Source organism: Mangrovicella endophytica (genome assembly GCF_002893625.1).
GTDB lineage: Bacteria > Pseudomonadota > Alphaproteobacteria > Rhizobiales > Rhizobiaceae > Mangrovicella > Mangrovicella endophytica.
Window position 1 is genome coordinate 22,872 of sequence record NZ_PKMZ01000002.1, and the last position, 18,863, is coordinate 41,734.

Sequence of the window (18,863 nt, forward strand, 5' to 3'; positions counted from 1 at the left end):
CTGCGTCCTCATGCGTCCGGCGACGCGATCTGGTGGCTCGAACCCAGCTTCAGGTTGCCGGTGACATACTCGCCGTTGTTGAGGGCGATCCAGCTGACATCGGAGTAGCTGTTGAAGAAGATGTAGATCTGCAGCGATGACCACTGCATGCTGCCGGGCAGCGACATCACCGTGTTGAACGGTTTCAGACCACCGGTTGGGATGATGTTGAGGTAGTTGTCGCCAGGGGCGATGACGTTCTGTCCCGGTGTCTGGTTGTTCCATGTCGGCCCGCCGGAGGTCGGGGTCTGCGGCGTCCAGTTTGGCCCGGCTGCAGGATTGATGGAAAATTGCTGGCCGCTGTTCACCGACATCTGCACGCCGAGATAGGACGCGTTGAAGATGGTGACGGTGGGGGTGTTGCTCATCGTGATCCTCGCTGGTGGGGACGGTTCGCCTGGTGTGTGGCCGGGTGGTTCACTCAATCTTAGGTTGCATAATCACGCGAGCGATGCAACTGCGTTGGGCGCGCTCGTTCGGGGCTGGCTCGATGGCGGAGACAGGGATCGCGCGGTGCTCGGCGACTTTGCCGGCGGCTGTCGGGCAAACAGACCAAGCGCTCAGGTCAGAGATAAGGGCGCTGCTAAACGTAGCGCATTCCGACGCGCGCGGCTTCGGGTGCCGTTCTGCCAGGGCCGTGCGCGGTTAAGGGTGCTTCAGTGGCGCGGGTCGTTGCGTGGCCGCTGACCGGAGCCTTCGGTCACGCTGCCGGATGGCGCTGCGTCAGGAGCCGCGGCCGGTGCGAAGATCGAGCGGACATGGTTGCGGGAGCGGCCGATATGCTCGACCAGCAGACGGTCGACCGTTTCGGCATCCCGCGCACGCGCGGCCCTGGCGATCTCCAGATGCTGCGCCTCCAGTTCATGGAGCTCCAGCACCTTGAACTGCGCGAGGGCCAGAATGACGAACCGGTCGAACTGGCCGATGATGCGGCTTGCGGTGGCGCCGAGCTGGCTCTGGCCCGATGCACCGCTCAGAGCAATGTGGAAGCGCCGGTTGTAGCCGATGACGTCCCTGATATCGGCATGGGACATGCGCGCGGCCTCAACGACAGCATCGAGCTCAGCGTCGCTCGACCGCTCGACGGCAAGGCGCGCGCCCTCGCGCTCCAGCAGCAGGCGCAACTCGTAGATCTCGTCGGCCTCCCGCGCATCGACATCCTTGACCCGGTAGCCGCGGCGGGAGTGGATCTCGATCAGCCCCTCCGACTCCAGCCGCAACAACGCATCGCGGATCGGCGACTTGCTCACGGCAAAGCGCTGTGCCAGCTCGTTCTCACGAAGATCCTGGCCAGGACGCAGAATGCAGGAGATGATCTCCTCATGGAGCTGACGATAGACTTCGTGCCGCAGCAGTCGTTCTTCCCGCTGGGTCAAAGCGTCATCTACTCCGTCACAGCCTGCCGGCAATCGCATACGGGCCATGCTGCCTGTGGTTGCGATTCCCTCCCGCCCCGACTGTAGCGGCCGTACTCCTCTTGTCCATGCGCAACGTACCTCAACCTTCGTCTAACAGTGAACGGTGCGGCTACCGGATCGAGTGTGAGTGCATGATGCAGAGGACGAGCGCCCGCCGCATGGCGGCTGGAAGCGCCACCGACGCTTGCGATCGAGCGGCATCGGACATGTCGCCTCCAATGCGGGAGCGGCCGATCCACTTCATGGAAGCGGAATGACCGTGGAGCCTGACGAGGCGATCGGCCTGGCTAGCGAAGGCTGGTGCGCATTCGTTTCGGCCAGAGGGGCGGAACTGCGCGCACTCATCGCCCCGGACGGACGGTCCTTCCTCTGGAACGGCGACCCCGCCTGGTGGGACGGGCGGGCGCCGCTGCTGTTTCCGGTGATCGGGCGAAGCGTGAACGACGCCGTGAACGTCGGCGGCACGGCTTACGCGATGCCGCTGCATGGCTTTGCCCGCACAATGCTGTTCGAGCGCGCCGCCGTCTCGCCATCCGCCGCAACCTTTCTCCTGCGCGACAGCGAGGAAACGCGGCGAAGCTTCCCCTTCGCCTTCGAACTGGACGTGACCTACCGGATCGCCCCGGGCGCCCTGGCCCTGGAGGCGGCCATGCGCAACCGCGGCTGCGTGCCGATGCCAGCCTCGCTCGGCTTTCATCCGGGCTTTCCGTGGCCGCTGCCGGGCGGCGAGGGCTTGCCGCACCGGATCAGGATGATCGACGCAGCGCTGGCGCCGGTCCGTATGGGCGTCGATGCGAACGGACTGCTCACGGGTGCGGAACAGCCGTCGCCGTTCCGGTGCGGCCGGCTGCAGCTGGAACCGCAGCTGTTTGCCGAGCGGGCTCTGGTGTTTCCGGGCGGCGTCGGATCCCGGCTGGTCTATGAGACCAGCGATGGCAGCAGCTTCGTCGAGATGATTGTCGACGGCTTCCCGCACCTTGCCATCTGGTCGCGCCCGGATGCGCCTTTCGTCTGCATCGAGCCGTGGCTCGGCCTGCCGGCTTTCGCTGGCGACGACGGCGCTCTGGAAGGGCGGCGCAGTGGCGCGATCATCCCACCGAGCGACAGCGTCCGCTGCGCCTGCACCATCCGCTTCGGGCGAAGGTAAGTCGAGGGAATGCTCCTGGTTGCGCGATAGCCTGAAACGAAAGAGCCGCGCTGACGTGCCCGGTCCGCGCGGCTCAGGTCGCCCCGCCTTTGGGAGCATCAGGGCGACGGGGCTAGAGGTAGCACCGCCGCAGGTGCGGTTCTGTGGGAGATTTGCCCGATCGAAAGGCAGGCGCTGGCTGTCGCGCCGTTACCGCAGATAGGCGATCGGGCTGCCATCGTCGGGATGCGCCATGATCCCCATGCGCACGCCATAGATCGCGTCGAGCCGCTCCGGCGTCATCAGGGCGGCGGCGCTGCCGCGGTCGGCCAGCCTACCGCCCTTCAAGGCGATCAGCTCGTCGCAGAAGCGCGCGGCCATGTTGATGTCGTGCAGCACGACGACGACGCTGACGCCGCGGTCGCGCGCCAGCCGCTGCACCAGCGACAGCACCTCCAGCTGGTGCGCGACATCGAGCGCCGAGATCGGCTCGTCGAGAAGCAGGCAGTCGGCGTTCTGCGCCACCAGCATGGCGATCCAGGCGCGCTGGCGCTCGCCGCCGGACAGAGTGTCGACTTCGCGATCGGCGAAGAGGTCGGTGCCGGTCAGCGCCATCGCGTCCGCCACCGCGCGGCGGTCCTCGTCACCAAAGCGCCCGAGCGCGCCATGCCAGGGATAGCGGCCGAGCGCCACCAGCTCCCGCACCAGCATGCCGGCGGCAGATGGTGGCTGCTGCGGCAGATACGCGACCTTGCGGGCGAAGGCGCGGCTGCTCCACGCGTCGAGCGGCTTGCCGGCAAAGGCGAGGCTGCCGCCGGAGGGAAGCTGCTGGCGGGCCAGCAGCTTGATGAGGGTCGATTTGCCCGAGCCGTTATGCCCGATGAGGCCGGTGACGCGGCCGGCGCCGATCTCCATCGACAGCGGCGCCAGGATCTCGCGGCTGCCTACGGCGAAGCGGGCGCCGTTCAGGGTGAACAGGGCTGAGGTCGGACCGTCGACGGCCGTGCCGTGCCGCAGCGTGGCTCGAGGCTCGCCTTCCAAGATTGCCGACATGGCCGGTCAGCCTCCGAACGCGATGGGAACGCTGATGCTCTTGCTCTCGCCCGGCGCCGGGAAGGGGCTGGCTTGCCGCACGAGCCGCAAAGCGTTGGCATCCAGCTTGGCATTGCCCGAAGAGACTTTGATACTGGCGCTCGTCACGCGGCCATTGGCATCGACGGTGAAGGACAGGACCACGCGCCCGGCGGTGCGACTCCTGATGCGCCGTGCGTAACGCCTGATGTGGGACTGGGCCATACTATCGTAGTTCGTCGGTGCCCGCGCGGCCGCCGTCGAACGCGACGACGCCTTCGAATCGGAGGCCGGCTGCTGCGACGATCGACGCTGCACCTTGCGCGGCGTCTCCTTGGCGGTCTCGGTCTTCTTCTCCGCACGGCGCGTTTCGGTGCGCTGACGCTTCGGCGGCGTTTTCTCGCGCTTCGGCTCCACCTTCTCGACGCGCGGCCGCGGCGGCGGGTTCGGCCGTGCGCGCGGCACGGGCACGTTCAGCACCGCGGCGGCCTCCTCGACCGGCGGGGTGGGCGGCAGCTCGACAGGCACCTCGGGCTCCGGCACCGGGATCACCGGTGGCGGCAGCTGGTCGGGCAGCGGCGGCAGATCGGGCTCGATCTGCTCCACGGGCTCGGGCTCCGGCTCAGGGAGGATCGGCGGCGGCAACTGGTCCGGCAGCGCCGGCAGCACCGGATCGGGCGGCAGCGGTTCGGGTTCCGGCTCCGGCTCGGGAAGCGGCTCCGGTTCCGGCTCGGGCGGGGTTTCGGCGACCTCCTCGGGCGGGGGCGGCTCCTCGGCTGCCGGCGGTTCGGGCGTCGGCGGCTCCTCGGCTGCCGGCTCGGGGGTCGGTTCGGGCGCCGGCGGCGGGGCCTCTTCCGACTCCGTCATGGGCTCAAGCTCGATCATCACCGCTTCGGCGAGCTCGGCTTCCGCGCCGTCCGCCTGCGGGGCGCGCATGACATACCAGGCGGCCCCGGCATGGGCCGCGACGATCAGGAGGCCGGCGATGCCCCAGCGCAGCGCGGTCGCGCGCCGGGAGCCGCCTTCGAGCTGGCGCGGATCGGCGATCATGGCGCTGCGGGTGCACCCGCTCCGGGGGTGGCAGGAGCCGGCGCGGCCGGGGCTGCAGCAGAGGCTGCAGCAGAGGCTGCAGCAGGGGCTGCGGGCGCGCCGGGTACCGCTGCTGCGGATGCCGCACCGGTGTCTTCGAGGCCGACCAGACCGATCTTCAGGTAACCGGCGGCGCGCAGGAGGTTCATCACCGTCATCAGTTCGCGATAGGCGACGGCGCCGTCCGCGCGCAGGAAGATGCGCTGCTCGCGGTCGCCTTCGGTGCGCCCGTCGAGCGCGGTGGCGAGCGCGGCGCGGTCGATCGGGTTGTTGCCGAGCGAGAGGGTCAGGTCCTCCTTGACGGTCAGGAACAGCGGCTCGTCCGGGCGCTGCTGCGGTGCGGCGTTCGAGACGGGCAGGTCGACCGGTACGTCGACGGTCGAGAGGGGCGCGGCCACCATGAAGATGATGAGCAGCACCAGAACGACGTCGATGAAGGGCGTAACGTTGATGTCGGAGACTTCGCCCACGTCGTCGTCGCCGTGATCTTTCAGGCTGATGGCCATGAGACTACTCCGCCGCCGCGCTGGCGAGATAGGCGTCGTGGTCCGCGCGCGCCTCGCCGGTCCGCAGGGCGCGCCTGTCGAGATCGCGCGAGAGGTGGCGCAGCACCTCGGCCGAGGCGTCGGCGAGGACGGCACGGTAGCCGGCGATCGCCCGCGAGAAGACGTTGTAGATGATGACGGCGGGAATAGCCGCGACGAGGCCGATGGCGGTCGCCAGCAGCGCCTCGGCGATGCCGGGCGCGACGACGGCAAGGTTGGTGGTGTTGGCCTGACTGATGCCGATGAAGGCGTTCATGATGCCCCAGACGGTGCCGAAGAGGCCGACAAAGGGCGCCGTCGAGCCGATGGTGGCGAGAAGGCCGGTGCCGCGCGCCATGCGCCGGCCCGCCCGGGCCTCGATGCGCTGCAGGGCGACCTGCGTGCGCTCCTTCACGCCGTCCGACGACAGGCTTGCCGAGCGCTCCACCTCCAGACGCGCGGCGGCGACGAAGGCGGCAACAGGCCCGCGTTTGGGCCAGCGTCCGCCGGAGCTTGCGACCGAATCGAGGCTCTCGGCGCGCTCCAGCCGCCGCACGGCGTTCTTGGCGCGTGTCTTGGCGTAGGCGAGCTCCAGCACCTTGGCGAGCCAGACGGTCCAGGTGACCAGCGAGGCGAAGGCGAGGCCGATCATCACGGATTTCACGATCCAGTCGGCCGCCATGAACATGCCCCATGGGGACAGGTCGTGCGGCAGTGCGGCATTGCGGGTAGGGGCGGTCTCATCGCCGCCCTCGTCCAGCATGATTCCGTCCTGCTGATCCGCCGGCGCGTCAGCCTCGGGCGTATCAGCCGAGCCTTCAGCGGTAGGCGCTGCAGAGGTCGCGTCCGGGCCGTCTGCGGATGTGGCAGACGGCGAGGTCGCCGTCGAAGGGGTCGCCTCGGAAGGAATTGCGGCCGGAGAGTCGGATGCCGGTGTCGAGCTGCCTGTCGCAGTGGCGTTCGGCTCCGATGTAGCCGGTGCTACGGTCTGCGGCGCAGCCGGAGCCGAGGGGGATACGACGCGGGCACCGGTGCCTTCGGAGGCAGCGGATGGCATCGGCGCTGCAGGCGTTGCCGGCTGGACAGCGGGTGCCTGCGCTGGCACTGCCGGCGTGGCTGTGCCGGACGGCTGCTGATCCTGCGGCTGGGTGGGCGTCACGGGCGTTGCTGGCGCCGAGGGAGCCGCAGAGGGAGCTGCCGGCGGGGGCGCCACCTCCTGCGCACGGGCCTGCGGCACGGCAACCAGGGTCGCGATGGCGATCGCGGCCGTCACGCAGGCGCGGCGCCGCAGCTGCGGACGACGGAAAGTGCGGTGAGAGGAAGCGCTCATCGGGTGGTTCTTTCGTGCGGAATGGCATGTCGCGCCGCCGGGCCGACGCTTGGCGCAAGGCCGCAGGCTCGGCTGATAGCGGGCGCCGGCATGTCGATGCTGATGATCGGCGCCGCCGCCGAGAGGCTGCCGTGCTTGGCGAGGCGGGGGTGGCGGCGTGTCATGATCGAGGCTGACCGGTTCCTGGCGGTCGCCAGCCACGCTGGCGGCGAGACGATGCCGAGCGCGGCGGCGTTCAGATGATGGCGCGTTGGAAAACCATAATGCGACGCGAGTCAACATCAATACTGTCGGCTCGAACAGTGACTTAGAATACTTCTAGGTTAGCTGTGGAGGGTTTCAGGCTGCTCGCGTCATATCGGGCCCTCATGCGACCGATCGATAACAAAAATACTGAAGTCATTATTGAGCGGTGTTCCACCTTCGGGATTGTAGAGGTTGTGTTTATCTGGATTATGCTTCTGCAATGATGCGGGGTGCAGTCTGTAACACTGCCGCGGAGAGGGAGTCTCTGCCTGACCTATCCTTCGAAGATATTGTTGAATGGAGTAATCATCTTTCCAGATGCAGTCCTGCATCGTGAGTGGCAGGACGAAATTTCACCGGGCTCGGCCGACGCGACATTCCACGGCGCATCGGCGCCTCTGCCGGTGCGCTTGCCGCGCTACGCCGGGTGGGGCAGATCAACCACCGCCGTTTCAGCCTGGAGAGTCGCAACGATGCGCCGACCAAACATTCTCGTCATCATGGTCGACCAGCTGAACGGGACACTGTTTCCGGACGGGCCGGCCGATTTCCTGCACGCGCCGAACCTGAAGGCTCTGGCAGCGCGCTCCAAGCGCTTCGTCAACAGCTATACGGCGAGCCCGCTCTGTGCGCCGGCGCGCGCAGCGTTCATGTCGGGGCAGCTGCCCGGGCGAACCGGCGTGTACGACAACGCCGCGGAGTTCGCCTCCTCGATCCCGACCTTTGCCCATCATCTGCGCCGCGCCGGCTACCAGACGGCGCTGTCCGGCAAGATGCACTTCGTGGGGCCGGACCAACTGCACGGCTTCGAGGAGCGGCTGACCACGGACGTCTACCCCGCCGACTTCGGCTGGACGCCGGACTATCGCAAGCCCGGCGAGCGGATCGACTGGTGGTACCACAATATGGGCTCGGTCACGGGTGCGGGGGTCGCCGAGATCACCAACCAGCTCGAATATGACGACGAGGTCGCGTACCACGCCTGCCGCAAGCTCTATGATCTCGGCCGCGGCCACGACCAGCGTCCGTTCTGCCTGACGGTGAGCTTCACCCACCCGCACGACCCCTATGTCGCGCGCCGCAAGTACTGGGACCTCTACGAGGAATGCGAGCACCTCGCGCCGCGCGTGCCGCCGATCCCGTTCGACGAGCAGGACCCGCACTCCCAGCGGCTGATGCTGGCGAGCGACGTCGACAAGTTCAGCATCACCGACGAGGACGTCCGGCGCTCGCGCCGCGCCTATTTCGCCAACATTTCCTATGTCGATGCCAAGATCGGCGAGATCCTCGACGTGCTTGCCGCCTGCCGGCTCGCCGAGGACACGGCGATCCTGTTCCTGTCGGACCATGGCGACATGCTGGGCGAGCGCGGCATGTGGTTCAAGATGAGCTTCTTCGAGGGCTCGGCCCGGGTGCCGCTGATGGTCGCGGCGCCGGGCATGAGCCCTGAGCGGGTGGATGCGCCGGTCTCGACCCTCGACGTCCTGCCGACGCTGGCGGAACTCGCCGGCATCGACATCTCCGAGATCGCGCCCTGGACCGACGGGATCTCGCTGACCGAAACCGTTGCGAATGGGCGGCGCCGCGAACCGGTGCCGATGGAGTATGCGGCGGAGGGCTCCTATGCGCCGATGGTCTCGCTGCGCGGCGAGCGCTTCAAGCTGAACCTCTGCGACCTCGATCCGCCGCAGCTCTTCGACCTCGTCGCCGATCCTGACGAGCTGACGAACCTGGCTGGCGATCCGGCCTATGCCGAGCCCGAGACGATGCTTGGCGAGGCAGCCGCGGCGCGGTGGGACCTGACGGCCTATGACGCGGCCGTGCGCGAGAGCCAGGCGCGCCGGCACATCACCTACGAGGCGCTGCGCAACGGTGCCTATTACCCATGGGACTACCAGCCGCTGCAGAAGGCCTCCGAGCGCTACATGCGCAACCACATGGACCTGAACATTCTCGAGGAGGCGCAGCGTTTTCCGCGCGGCGAGTAGGGCTGGCGCCGCGTCAGCCGCGGCCGAGCAAGGCTGCACCTCGGCGCTGAGGCGCTACCCGTCTGCCGGGTGCCTGGTTGCGCGGTTGCACCCACTGCACCCTGTGGGCCGCGCCGATTTCCATGTCGAAACGGCCCCCTGGTCTGTCACCAAACCTTCACCACTCTGTCGCGCAACCGACTTGGCGCGCGCTTAGCAAGCGGGGCGCGCGGCTGCCGCGCTCTGTGCCAACGATGGTGAGGACACCGGCAATGAAAAAGACGTGGCTCTCCGCCGCCATGGCCGCGACCGCTCTGGTCGCTGCGAGCGGCGACGCGTTCGCGGTCACCCAGATCCAGTGGTGGCACTCCATGGGCGGCGCCAACGGCAAGAAGCTCGAAGAGATTGCCGACAAGTTCAATAAGTCGCAGGGCGACTACGAGATCGTCGCCGTCAACAAGGGCGCCTACCCCGAGTCGATGACGGCGGCCATCGCAGCGTTCCGCGCGGGCCAGCAGCCGGACATCCTGCAGGTCTTCGAGGTCGGGACCGGCACCTTCATGGCCGCCAAGCAGGCGATCTATCCGGTGCAGGAGCTGATGAAGGACCAGGGCGAGAGCTTCAACGCCGAGGACTATCTCCCGACCGTCACTGGCTACTACCAGACCGGCGACGGCGAACTGCTGAGCTTTCCGTTCAACTCCTCGACGCCGATCCTCTATTACAACAAGGACGCCTTCAAGAAGGCCGGCCTCGACCCTGAGACGGCGCCGAAGACCTGGGACGAACTGGCGGCCGACGCCAAGAAGATCGTCGACAGCGGTGCGGCGAAGTGCGGCCTGACGAGCACGTGGCCCTCCTGGATGCATGTCGAGAACCTGTCGGCGTGGAACGGCAAGAAGCTCGCCACCCAGCAGAACGGCATGGCCGGCACCGATGCGCAGTTCGTCTTCGCGGACGAAGGTCTCGTCCCCCGCCACTGGGCGAACCTCGTGGAGTGGCAGAAGACCGGTGCGTACCAGTATCGCGGCCGTGGCTCCGATTCGACGCCGAGCTTCACATCCGGCGACTGCGCGATGACGATCGAATCCTCGGCCGGCCGCGCCAACATCCTCAACACCTCCAAGTTCGGTGTCGGCTTCGGCATGATGCCCTATTACGACGACGTGGAGGGCGCGCCGCAGAACTCGATCATCGGCGGCGCCTCGCTGTGGGTGATGCGCGGCAAGCCGGACGACCACTACAAGGGCGTCGCCAAGTTCTTCTCCTTCCTGTCGCAGCCGGAGATCCAGGCCGAGTGGCATCAGTTCACCGGCTACCTGCCGATCACCAAGGCGGCCTATGAGCTGTCGAAGAGCCAGGGCTACTACGAGAAGAACCCAGGCTCTGAGATCGCCATCAAGGAGATCAACCTGAACGCGCCGACCGACTATTCGAAGGGCCTGCGCTTCGGCAATTTCGTGCAGATCCGCCAGATGTTCGAGGAGCAGCTGGAAGCGGCACTCGGTGGCAAGAAGTCGGCCGAGCAGGCGGCGAAGGACGCACAGGACACCGGCAATCAGATGCTGCGCGAGTTCGAGGCGCAGCAGCAGTAAGCCCAGCGCCCACCGCTCCTGCGGCCTCGCGCCTGATCGCGCGGGGCCGTTCCACATCCTCGCGGACAGTCGATCACAATGGCGGAAAAGCGCGTCGTCTTCAGCGGCTGGGGCTTCCCGGCGCTGCTGCTCCTGCCGCAGCTCGCGATCACCTTTATCTTCTTCATATTGCCGGCGGCGCAAGCGGTGCGCCAGTCGTTCTTCCGCGCCGATGCCTTCGGGTTCGGCGAGCGCTTCGTCGGGCTCGCCAACTACACCAGCCTTCTTGCGTCCGCCGACTACCTCCAGTCCTTCGTCACCACCCTGATCTTCTCTCTCGCGGTCACCGTGCTGACGCTGGTAATCTCGCTGGCCTTCGCCGCCGCGGTCGATCGGCTGATCCGCACCTCCGGCCTCTACACCGCGCTGATGATCTGGCCCTATGCGATTGCCCCAGCGATCGCGGGCGTGCTGTGGTGGTTCATGTTCGATCCCTCGATCGGGATCGTGGCCTACTGGCTGCGCGTTGGCGGCCTATCCTGGAACCATCTCCTTGACGGAACGGATGCGCTGATCCTGGTGATCGTCGCCTCCGCATGGCGGCAGGTCTCCTACAACTTCATCTTCTTCCTCGCCGGTCTGCAGTCGATCCCCCGCTCGCTGCACGAGGCGGCGGCCATCGACGGGGCAGGGCCGGTGAAGCGCTTCTTCACGATCGTGCTGCCGCTACTCTCGCCGACGCTGTTCTTCCTGATCGTGATCGACGTCGTCTACGCCTTCTTCGATACGTTCGGCGTCATCGATGCCACCACGGCGGGCGGACCCGGACAGGCCACGACGACGCTCGTCTACAAGGCCTATGCCGACGGTTTCCTCAGCCAGAACTTCGGCTCGTCGGCCGCGCAGTCGGTGATTCTCACACTCGTCGTCGTCGCGCTGACGGTCGTCCAGTTCCGCTTCATCGAGCGGCGCGTGCATTACTGAGGCGGTGATGGTCGAAAATCGTCCCTGGCTAAGCGTGGCGACGCATGTCGTCCTCATCATCGGCCTCGTCATCGTGCTCTTCCCCATCTGGGTCGCCTTCGTGGCCTCGACGCACCCGGCGGACCGGTTCGTGTCCGGCGTCGTTCCGCTGCTGCCCGGCACGCATCTCATCGGCAATTATGCGGCCGTCCTCGGCGAGGGCGCCCGGCAGAACGGTCTGCCGCCGGTCGGCCCGATGCTGGTCAATAGCCTGGTCATGGCGCTCGGCATCGCGCTGGGAAAGATCGCGATCTCGCTGATCTCGGCCTTTGCGATCGTCTACTTCCGGTTTCCGTTCCGAAAGATCGCCTTCTGGATCATCTTCCTGACGCTGATGCTGCCGGTGGAAGTGCGCATCGTGCCGACCTATCAGGTGATCGCCAATCTCGGCATGCTGAACTCCTATGTCGGCCTGACCGTGCCGCTGATCGCCAGCGCGACGGCGACCTTCCTTTACCGCCAGTTCTTCCTGACCATTCCGGACGAACTGGCGGAGGCGGCGCGCATCGACGGCGCGGGACCCTGGAAGTTCCTGAAGGACATCGTCATTCCGCTGTCGCGCACGTCGACCGCCGCGCTGTTCGTGATCCTCTTCATCTATGGCTGGAACCAGTATCTGTGGCCGCTGCTGGTGACCACCGACCCCGACTACTACACCGTCGTCATGGGCATTCAGCGCGCCGCCCGTGCGACGGATCAGGAGCCGTTGTGGAACCTCGTCATGGCGGTCGCCATGCTGGCCCTGCTGCCGCCCGTCATCGTGGTGCTCGCCATGCAGAAGCTGTTCGTGCGCGGCCTCGTCGAGACGGAGAAGTGAGATGGCGGCGATCGAGCTGAGAGACGTCCGTAAGGTGTATCCCGGCGGCGTCGAGGCGGTGAAGGGCGTGTCGCTCGACATCGCCGATGGGGAGTTCCTGGTTCTGGTCGGCCCGTCCGGCTGCGGCAAGTCCACCCTGCTGCGCATGGTGGCGGGGCTCGAGACGATCAGCGCCGGCATGGCGTCGATCGGCGGGCGGGTGGTCAACACGCTGGAGCCGGCTGACCGCGACATCGCCATGGTGTTTCAGAACTACGCGCTCTACCCTCACATGTCGGTGCGCCAGAACCTCCAATACGGTCTGAAGAACCGGAAGATGGAGAAGGCGGAGATCGCCCGCCGCGTCGCCGAGGCGGCGGAGATCCTGCAGATCGCGCCGTTCCTGGACCGCAAGCCCAGGCAGTTGTCCGGCGGGCAGCGTCAGCGCGTCGCGATGGGTCGGGCGATCGTGCGCGAGCCCTCCGCCTTTCTGTTCGACGAGCCGCTGTCGAACCTCGATGCCAAGCTGCGCGTCCAGATGCGCGGCGAGATCCGCCGCCTGCAGCGCACGCTCGGCACCACCAGCCTGTACGTGACGCACGATCAGCTGGAGGCGATGACGCTGGCGGACCGGCTTGTGGTCCTGAATGGCGGACTGGTCGAGCAGGTGGGCACGCCGATGGAGCTCTACGAGCGGCCGGCCAGCGTCTTCGTCGCGAGCTTCATCGGCTCTCCGTCCATGAACCTCATCGGCATCGGGAGCGGTGCCATCGAGGGGCTGACGGGTCTTGGAACAATGCCGGGCGTGCCTGCCGGGCGGCCATTCACGCTTGGCGTGCGGCCGGAGCATCTCGACGTGACCGAGGGCGAATCGACCGCCGGCGAGGTGACCCTCCTGCTGACCGTCACCAATGTGGAGGTCGTCGGTGCCGAGAGCTTCGTCTACGGCCGCCTTGGCGGCACTGGCCCGGACGTCGCCGTGCGCGTGTCCGGCTATAGCCGGCTCGAACCGGGCGTGACGCTGCGGGCGCGGGCGCGGCCAGGGGCGCTGCACGCCTTCGACGCCTCCACGGGGCGTCGCTTGACCTGACGTTTACGATCACGCGCTGCGCAGCTTGCCGCGGCATCAAGCGCCGCATATTATCTTCGGATAAGACGCATGCGGGAGAGACCGGCTTTGCCGGCGCCGAAGGAGCAACCGCCCCGGAAACTCTCAGGCAAAAGGACCGCAGCGTTCAAGCGATTCCGGAGAGTGGCGGCCGGTGGCCACCCGCCGAAGGAGAAAGCGTGACGGGAATTCATCCCGGCTCGTGAAGCTCTCAGGCTCATGACGGAAGGGGCACAAGCGACAGGCCTGCCGCGAGCGGCACGCCGGAAGGATGCTTTGTGACCTCGATTGCCGTCATCGGCGCCGGTATCACCGGCGTGACCACTGCCTATAAACTGCTGCTCCGAGGCTTCGACGTGACGGTCTTCGACCGCCAGTCCTATGCCGGCATGGAAACCTCCTACGCCAATGGCGGCCAGCTCTCGGCCTCCAACGCCGAGGTGTGGAACCACCCGAGCACGTTCCTGAAGGGCATCAAGTGGATGTTCAAGAAGGACGCGCCGCTGCTCGTCCACCCCGCCCCAACCTGGCACAAGCTGTCCTGGATGGCCGAATTCGTTCTCGCGGCGCGGCACTACGAAGAGAACACCATCGCGACGACGCAGCTTGCGATCGCCGCGCGCCGTCACCTCCTGGAGATGGCCGAGACGGAAGGCTTCGACTTCGACGCCGAGCAGCGGGGCATCCTGCATGTCTACGAGACCGAGCATGACTTCGCCCATGCCCGGAAGGTCAACGCGCTGCTCGCTCGCGGCGGTCTCCACCGCGAGACGCTGACGCCGGCCGACATCGCGCGCGTCGAGCCGGCCGTGAAGGGCGACTTCGTCGGCGGCTTCCTGACGCCCTCCGACTTCACCGGCGACATCCACAAATACACCCGCAAGCTCGCCGAGGCCTGCATCCGCCGCGGCGCCAGCTTCCGGCAGGATGCGGATGTGCGCCGTCTCACCAGTCGCGATGGCGGCGTCGATGTCACCTGGCGCGACCTGCAGGGCGACGACGAGAAGCGCGAGGAGCATTTCGACGGCGTCGTCGTCTGCGCCGGCGTCGGCAGCCGGCGCTTTGCCGCTGAACTCGGCGATCGCGTCAATATCTATCCGGTGAAGGGCTATTCGGTGACGATCCAGCTCGAGGACGAGGACAGCCGGGCCGCGGCGCCCTGGGTCAGCCTTCTCGACGACAGGGCCAAGATCGTGACGAGCCGCCTTGGCGCCAACCGCATGCGGATTGCCGGCACGGCGGAGTTTGCGGGCGAGAACCGCGACATCCGGATGGACCGCATCGCGCCGCTGATCCAGTGGTGCCGCATCCGCTTCCCCGGCATGTCGACCGCCGCGTCAAATCCGTGGGCGGGCCTCAGGCCGATGATGCCGAACATGATGCCGCGCGTCGGCCGCGGCGCCCAAGCCGGCGTCTTCTACAACACCGGGCACGGCCATCTCGGCTGGACGCTCAGCGCCGCGACCGCCGACATCGTCGCGGGCGAGGTCGCCGGTGCCTTCACCCGGCCGGCGGTGGCGGGACAAACAATGACGGCTCTTGCTGCCTGACGGGTGCGCCGACAGCTCGTCCAGGCTATTCGGCAGCCAGGCTCGAAGAGCAGAACCGGCGCCGCTCCGATCAAGGGGCGCCGGCGCGATGGCGAGTTCTGGACAGACGTCGAGGCTTCAGGCCTCGTCCGTCGAGAGAGGGTTGGAGTCGGGGGTCAGCTCGACCACCTGCTGCTCGCCATAAACGGCCGTTGTCGGCCATCGCGCATCCAGAAGCCGGGTGCGGCTGATCCGGGTGATGCTGACGGAGTCTGACTGATTGCCGCCGAGCACATAATAGGCGGCGTCGTCCTGGCCCGCATAGAAGCCGACATGCCCCTTGTAGCTTGTCAGGCTCTCGCGCCAGAAGACCAGGATGCATCCCTTCGTCGGCTCGCAGGGCCGACCGAACTTGCGCCAGCTTCGAGCCCCGAGCGGGTTGGCGGGCAACTCCTCCTCCGGCAGGGTGCTGCCGATGCAGTGCGCCACGAAGAGGCCGCACCAGGGAACGTCATCGCCGGAGTAGGCGATGTCGAGATCGCGCGCCCAGTCCATGATCGTCCTGTTGTCGCCGCCGCCGGAAACCTCCTTCAGCCCAAGGAAGCGCCTGGCTTCTTCATACCATGGCAGATCCGGCTGCAGTCCCATGGAGGCCGAGCCGCCACCGAACAGCTTGCTGCGTGTCACCGGACCGACGATGCCATCCACGGCGAGGCCGTGATCGGCCTGGAACTGCTTGATGGCCTGGACTGTCCGGCGCCCGCGAATGCCGTCGAGAGGGCCGGGATCGTAACCGATGTCTGCCAAGCGTTTCTGGATTTCCCGCGTCGTGACGATCATCTCCGCTCTCCCACTTGCCGGAGTTCGAAGAATTGCATTTATATTACGTAAGGTAAACAGACGGGTTTCATCAGCAAACATCCCTCGGAGCCGCTCGGTTACTCAGCGCGAGCGCGGTGGCTGCGCGATCTTGCATGATTATGTTCTCAGGGGTGGAGCCAGCACGTGAACGCGCTATGTAAACGCTCGTCATGAATGCTCCGCCTCCGATCGATCCCGCCAGCCACGCGCTGTTTCTCGACTTCGACGGCACTCTCGCCGAGCTTGTGGATGATCCCGACGCCGTCCACGTGACGGATGGGATGGTTCGCAGTCTTCAGGCGCTGCAAGCCAGGCTTGGCGGCGCGCTCGCTATCGTCAGCGGCCGCACCGTTGCCTCCATCGACGGCTTCCTGTCGCCGGCTGTTTTCGCTGCGGTCGGCGTTCATGGACTGGAGCGGCGTATCACGCCAAGCGACACGGTCCAGCGGCTGGCCGGAGCGGAAGCGCTCGACGATGTGCGCAGAGCATTGAACGCGAGCCTCGGGGCCCAGCCGGGTATCAAGCTCGAGGACAAAGGCACGGCGCTGGTGCTGCATACGCGCACGGCACCGCAGCTTTCGGGCGAGGCGGCACGGCTGATGCAAGCTGCCGCCGGTGCCCGTGCCGATCTCACCATCATGCACGGCAAGGACATCGTCGAGGTGCACCCGGCCGGCATGGACAAGGGCCGGGCCGTTACCGCACTGTTGAGCGAGCCGCCATTTCGCGGCCGTGTGCCCGTCTATGCCGGCGACGACACGACCGACGAGTTTGCGCTCCAGGTCGTGAAGGATGCTGGCGGGGTCGCGGTGAAGGTCGGGCCGGGCGACAGCGTCGCGTCCTTCCGCCTGCCGGATGTCGCGGCCGTGCACGGATGGATCGCGGCGGGTGCAGGGGAGGGCACGCATGCTGACCGGTGAGGACGATAACGAACCCGGCAACGAGCCGGACGCCAAATCGGACGATGCATCATCCAGTAGCGGCGCCGCGCAGCCGGCGCGACTGGTGGTGGTCTCCAACCGTGTCGGGCCGCTGAAGGACGAAGGACGCGCCGGCGGCCTTGCCGTCGGGCTTGCCGATGCGCTGCGCCGACGCGGCGGCCTCTGGTTCGGCTGGAGCGGCGAGACCTCGCCGGAAGGCACGTCGGGACCCGAGAAGACGGAAATCCACGGCCAGACGGCGCTCACCACGATCGACCTCAGCGAGGAGGATCTGGAGGGCTTCTACTACGGCTATGCCAATCGGTCGCTCTGGCCGCTGCTGCATTACCGGCTGGATCTCGCGACCTTCGACCGCCAGTCGGACCGAATCTATCGCTCCGTCAATCAGCGCTTCGCGGCGCGGCTTTCGCCGCTGATCGACGACGGCGACATCGTGTGGGTGCACGACTACCACTTCTTCTATCTCGGCTCCGAGCTGCGGCAATGCGGCTTCAAGGGCCGGCTCGGCTTCTTCCTCCACATCCCGTTCTGTCCGCCGGACATCCTCACGGCGCTGCCGTCGAGCCATGACCTCGTGCGGGCGATGCTCGCCTATGATCTCGTCGGCTTCCAGACCGAGAGCGACCGCAGAAATTTCGTTGCCTTCTGTGTGCAGGAACTGGATGGGGTGGAGGGCGCCGACGGCACGGTCAGCGTCGCTGGCCGCTCTGTCCGGGCGGCTGTCTTCCCGATCGGGATCGACGCGGAGAGCTTCCGCCGCTTTGCCGTCTCGCCGGAGGCCGGCGAGCACGAAGAGATGCTGCGCAACATCGCCCGCGACCGTCTGCAGATCGTCGGCGTCGACCGGATGGACTACTCCAAGGGCCTCGTGCAGCGGCTGCAGGGCTTCGAACGGCTGCTGGAGGACTATCCCGAAAACCGCGGCGCGGTGCAACTCCTGCAGATCGCGCCGCTGTCGCGCGCCGAGCTTGGCCCCTATGTGGATCTCCGCGAAGAGCTAGAGGGTCTGGCCGGACGTCTGAACGGGCGCTTTGCAATGCTCGACTGGACGCCGGTGCAGATCATGACCCGCGGCTTCTCGCGCCGGGCGCTCGCCGGCATCTACCGGGCTGCCCGTGTCTGCATGGTGACGCCGCTGCGCGACGGGATGAATCTCGTCGCCAAGGAATACGTGGCGGCTCAGGATCCGGACGATCCGGGCGTGCTCATACTGTCGCGGTTCGCCGGCGCCCGGGCCGAACTCGGAGACGCCCTGATCGTCAATCCCTATGCCATCGACGACATCGCACGGGCGCTGCAGCGGGCGCTCACGATGCCGCTGGAGGAGCGCCAGCGCCGCTATGAGTCGATGCAGGCGGCGGTGTTCACCGGAACCGCGGCGCGCTGGTGCGACAGCTTCCTGGCCAAGCTGGACGAGAGCGCTCCCCAAGCCGTTGTTTGACGAAGCCGATCTCGCATCCTAGAGCACCGTGCGACCGCCGGTCCCGGACCGGCCGCCGGGCTCGAACCCTGCGGCGCGCCGCCCGGTCGGGGCTTTCCGCCACTCTTCCTCATTCGAGGTGATGCCATGTCGAAGACCCAGAAGATCGAGCCACTCCGCGCGGTGCTGACCGGCCAGCCGGTAATCCCGGTGGTTGCGGTCGACAGTGCCGCCCAGGCCGTGGGTCTTGCCCGGGCGCTTGCGAAGGGCGGCCTTCCTGCGATCGAGATCACGCTGCGCACGCCAGCTGCGCTTGATGCCATCCGCGCCGTGCGGCAGGAGGTGCCGGAGGCGATCTGCGGGGCCGGTACGATCCTTTCGCCGAAGCAGTTCGAGCAGGCAGCCGAGGCGGGCGCCACCTTCATCGTTTCGCCGGGCGCGACGATGGAGATCCTCGACACGGCCGCGCAGTCCGACGTGCCGCTGCTGCCTGGGGCTGCCACCCCCAGCGAGATGATGGCGATGCTGCAGGAAGGCTATCGCCTCCTGAAGTTCTTCCCCGCCGAGCAGGCAGGCGGGGCCGCTTATCTGAAGGCACTGGCGCCGGTCTTCCAGGACCTGAAATTCTGCCCGACCGGCGGCGTTTCGACCGCCAATGTCGCGACTTATCTGGCGCTGCCGAACGTCGTCTGCGTCGGCGGCTCGTGGGTTGCGCCGAAGGCTGCGCTCGATGCCGGCGACTTTGATGAGATCACCCGCCTTGCCGCCGAGGCTGCAAAGCTTTCGCGGCACTGAATTCAC

The 18,863-nt window shown here is 67.0% G+C and carries 17 protein-coding genes and 1 riboswitch; of the genes, 10 read left to right on the forward strand and 7 right to left on the reverse strand.

Going from position 1 to position 18,863, the window contains the following annotated elements:
* Positions 1-8: 8 nt before the first annotated feature.
* Positions 9-407, reverse strand: coding sequence for a hypothetical protein (locus C0R46_RS05635; RefSeq protein ID WP_102958642.1), 399 nt, complete (start codon positions 405-407; stop codon positions 9-11).
* 288 nt (positions 408-695) lie between these two features.
* A complete protein-coding gene (locus C0R46_RS05640) occupies positions 696-1,415 on the reverse strand; it encodes a GntR family transcriptional regulator (protein ID WP_198598253.1) in 720 nt (239 codons plus the stop codon).
* A gap of 295 nt (positions 1,416-1,710) precedes the next feature.
* Between C0R46_RS05640 and C0R46_RS05645 the strand changes: the two genes are divergently transcribed.
* The gene (locus C0R46_RS05645; protein ID WP_102958644.1) at positions 1,711-2,604 is read left to right on the forward strand and encodes an aldose epimerase family protein; all 894 of its coding nucleotides are present in this window, start codon (positions 1,711-1,713) and stop codon (positions 2,602-2,604) included.
* Between the two features lie 189 nt (positions 2,605-2,793).
* Here the strand turns inward: C0R46_RS05645 and C0R46_RS05650 are convergent, their stop codons facing one another.
* Genes C0R46_RS05650 through exbB form a run of 4 tightly spaced genes read right to left on the reverse strand, consistent with a single transcriptional unit; the run spans position 2,794 to position 6,030 of the window.
* On the reverse strand, positions 2,794-3,636 hold the full coding sequence (locus C0R46_RS05650) for an ATP-binding cassette domain-containing protein (protein WP_102958645.1): 843 nt from the start codon (positions 3,634-3,636) through the stop codon (positions 2,794-2,796).
* A 6-nt stretch (positions 3,637-3,642) separates the two neighbouring features.
* Complete coding sequence (locus tag C0R46_RS05655) at positions 3,643-4,704, reverse strand: energy transducer TonB family protein (RefSeq protein WP_102958646.1); 1,062 nt, start codon at positions 4,702-4,704, stop codon at positions 3,643-3,645.
* Complete coding sequence (gene exbD / locus C0R46_RS05660) at positions 4,701-5,249, reverse strand: TonB system transport protein ExbD (protein ID WP_102958647.1); 549 nt, start codon at positions 5,247-5,249, stop codon at positions 4,701-4,703. The genes C0R46_RS05655 and exbD overlap by 4 nt, the downstream gene beginning before the upstream one ends.
* Before the next feature lie 4 nt (positions 5,250-5,253).
* Positions 5,254-6,030, reverse strand: coding sequence for a tonB-system energizer ExbB (gene exbB / locus C0R46_RS05665; RefSeq protein WP_342586493.1), 777 nt, complete (start codon positions 6,028-6,030; stop codon positions 5,254-5,256).
* Positions 6,031-7,316: 1,286 nt separating this feature from the next.
* Here exbB and betC point away from each other — a divergent pair.
* The 6 genes from betC to C0R46_RS05700 all read left to right on the forward strand — a co-directional run bounded on the left by betC (position 7,317) and on the right by C0R46_RS05700 (position 14,861).
* Positions 7,317-8,831 carry a choline-sulfatase gene (gene betC, locus C0R46_RS05675; RefSeq protein ID WP_102958650.1) on the forward strand — a complete coding sequence of 505 codons (1,515 nt, stop codon included), beginning with the start codon at positions 7,317-7,319 and terminating at the stop codon, positions 8,829-8,831.
* A 251-nt stretch (positions 8,832-9,082) separates the two neighbouring features.
* A complete protein-coding gene (gene ugpB / locus C0R46_RS05680; protein ID WP_102958651.1) occupies positions 9,083-10,405 on the forward strand; it encodes a sn-glycerol-3-phosphate ABC transporter substrate-binding protein UgpB in 1,323 nt (440 codons plus the stop codon).
* A 78-nt stretch (positions 10,406-10,483) separates the two neighbouring features.
* Positions 10,484-11,368, forward strand: coding sequence for a sn-glycerol-3-phosphate ABC transporter permease UgpA (gene ugpA, locus C0R46_RS05685; RefSeq protein WP_102958652.1), 885 nt, complete (start codon positions 10,484-10,486; stop codon positions 11,366-11,368).
* Between the two features lie 7 nt (positions 11,369-11,375).
* A complete protein-coding gene (gene ugpE / locus C0R46_RS05690; protein WP_102958653.1) occupies positions 11,376-12,224 on the forward strand; it encodes a sn-glycerol-3-phosphate ABC transporter permease UgpE in 849 nt (282 codons plus the stop codon).
* Between the two features lies 1 nt (position 12,225).
* Entirely contained in the window at positions 12,226-13,293 is a 1,068-nt protein-coding gene (locus C0R46_RS05695) for a sn-glycerol-3-phosphate import ATP-binding protein UgpC (protein ID WP_102958654.1), read from the forward strand.
* A 62-nt stretch (positions 13,294-13,355) separates the two neighbouring features.
* Positions 13,356-13,442: riboswitch (glycine riboswitch) on the forward strand.
* Between the two features lie 147 nt (positions 13,443-13,589).
* On the forward strand, positions 13,590-14,861 hold the full coding sequence (locus tag C0R46_RS05700; protein WP_102958655.1) for a D-amino acid dehydrogenase: 1,272 nt from the start codon (positions 13,590-13,592) through the stop codon (positions 14,859-14,861).
* A gap of 117 nt (positions 14,862-14,978) precedes the next feature.
* Here C0R46_RS05700 and C0R46_RS05705 read toward each other — a convergent pair whose 3' ends face one another.
* Entirely contained in the window at positions 14,979-15,680 is a 702-nt protein-coding gene (locus tag C0R46_RS05705) for an NlpC/P60 family protein (RefSeq protein ID WP_102958656.1), read from the reverse strand.
* 191 nt (positions 15,681-15,871) lie between these two features.
* On the opposite strand from C0R46_RS05705, the gene otsB reads away from it, so the two are divergent.
* From otsB to C0R46_RS05720, 3 genes are all read left to right on the forward strand, one after another.
* Positions 15,872-16,621: a trehalose-phosphatase gene (gene otsB, locus C0R46_RS05710; protein ID WP_102958657.1), complete on the forward strand. Its 750-nt coding sequence runs from the start codon at positions 15,872-15,874 to the stop codon at positions 16,619-16,621.
* Complete coding sequence (locus tag C0R46_RS05715) at positions 16,608-18,083, forward strand: alpha,alpha-trehalose-phosphate synthase (UDP-forming) (RefSeq protein WP_102958658.1); 1,476 nt, start codon at positions 16,608-16,610, stop codon at positions 18,081-18,083. Before otsB ends, C0R46_RS05715 begins: the two co-directional genes overlap by 14 nt.
* 126 nt (positions 18,084-18,209) lie before the next feature.
* Positions 18,210-18,857, forward strand: coding sequence for a 2-dehydro-3-deoxy-phosphogluconate aldolase (locus C0R46_RS05720; RefSeq protein WP_102958659.1), 648 nt, complete (start codon positions 18,210-18,212; stop codon positions 18,855-18,857).
* The last annotated feature ends 6 nt before the right edge of the window (positions 18,858-18,863 follow it).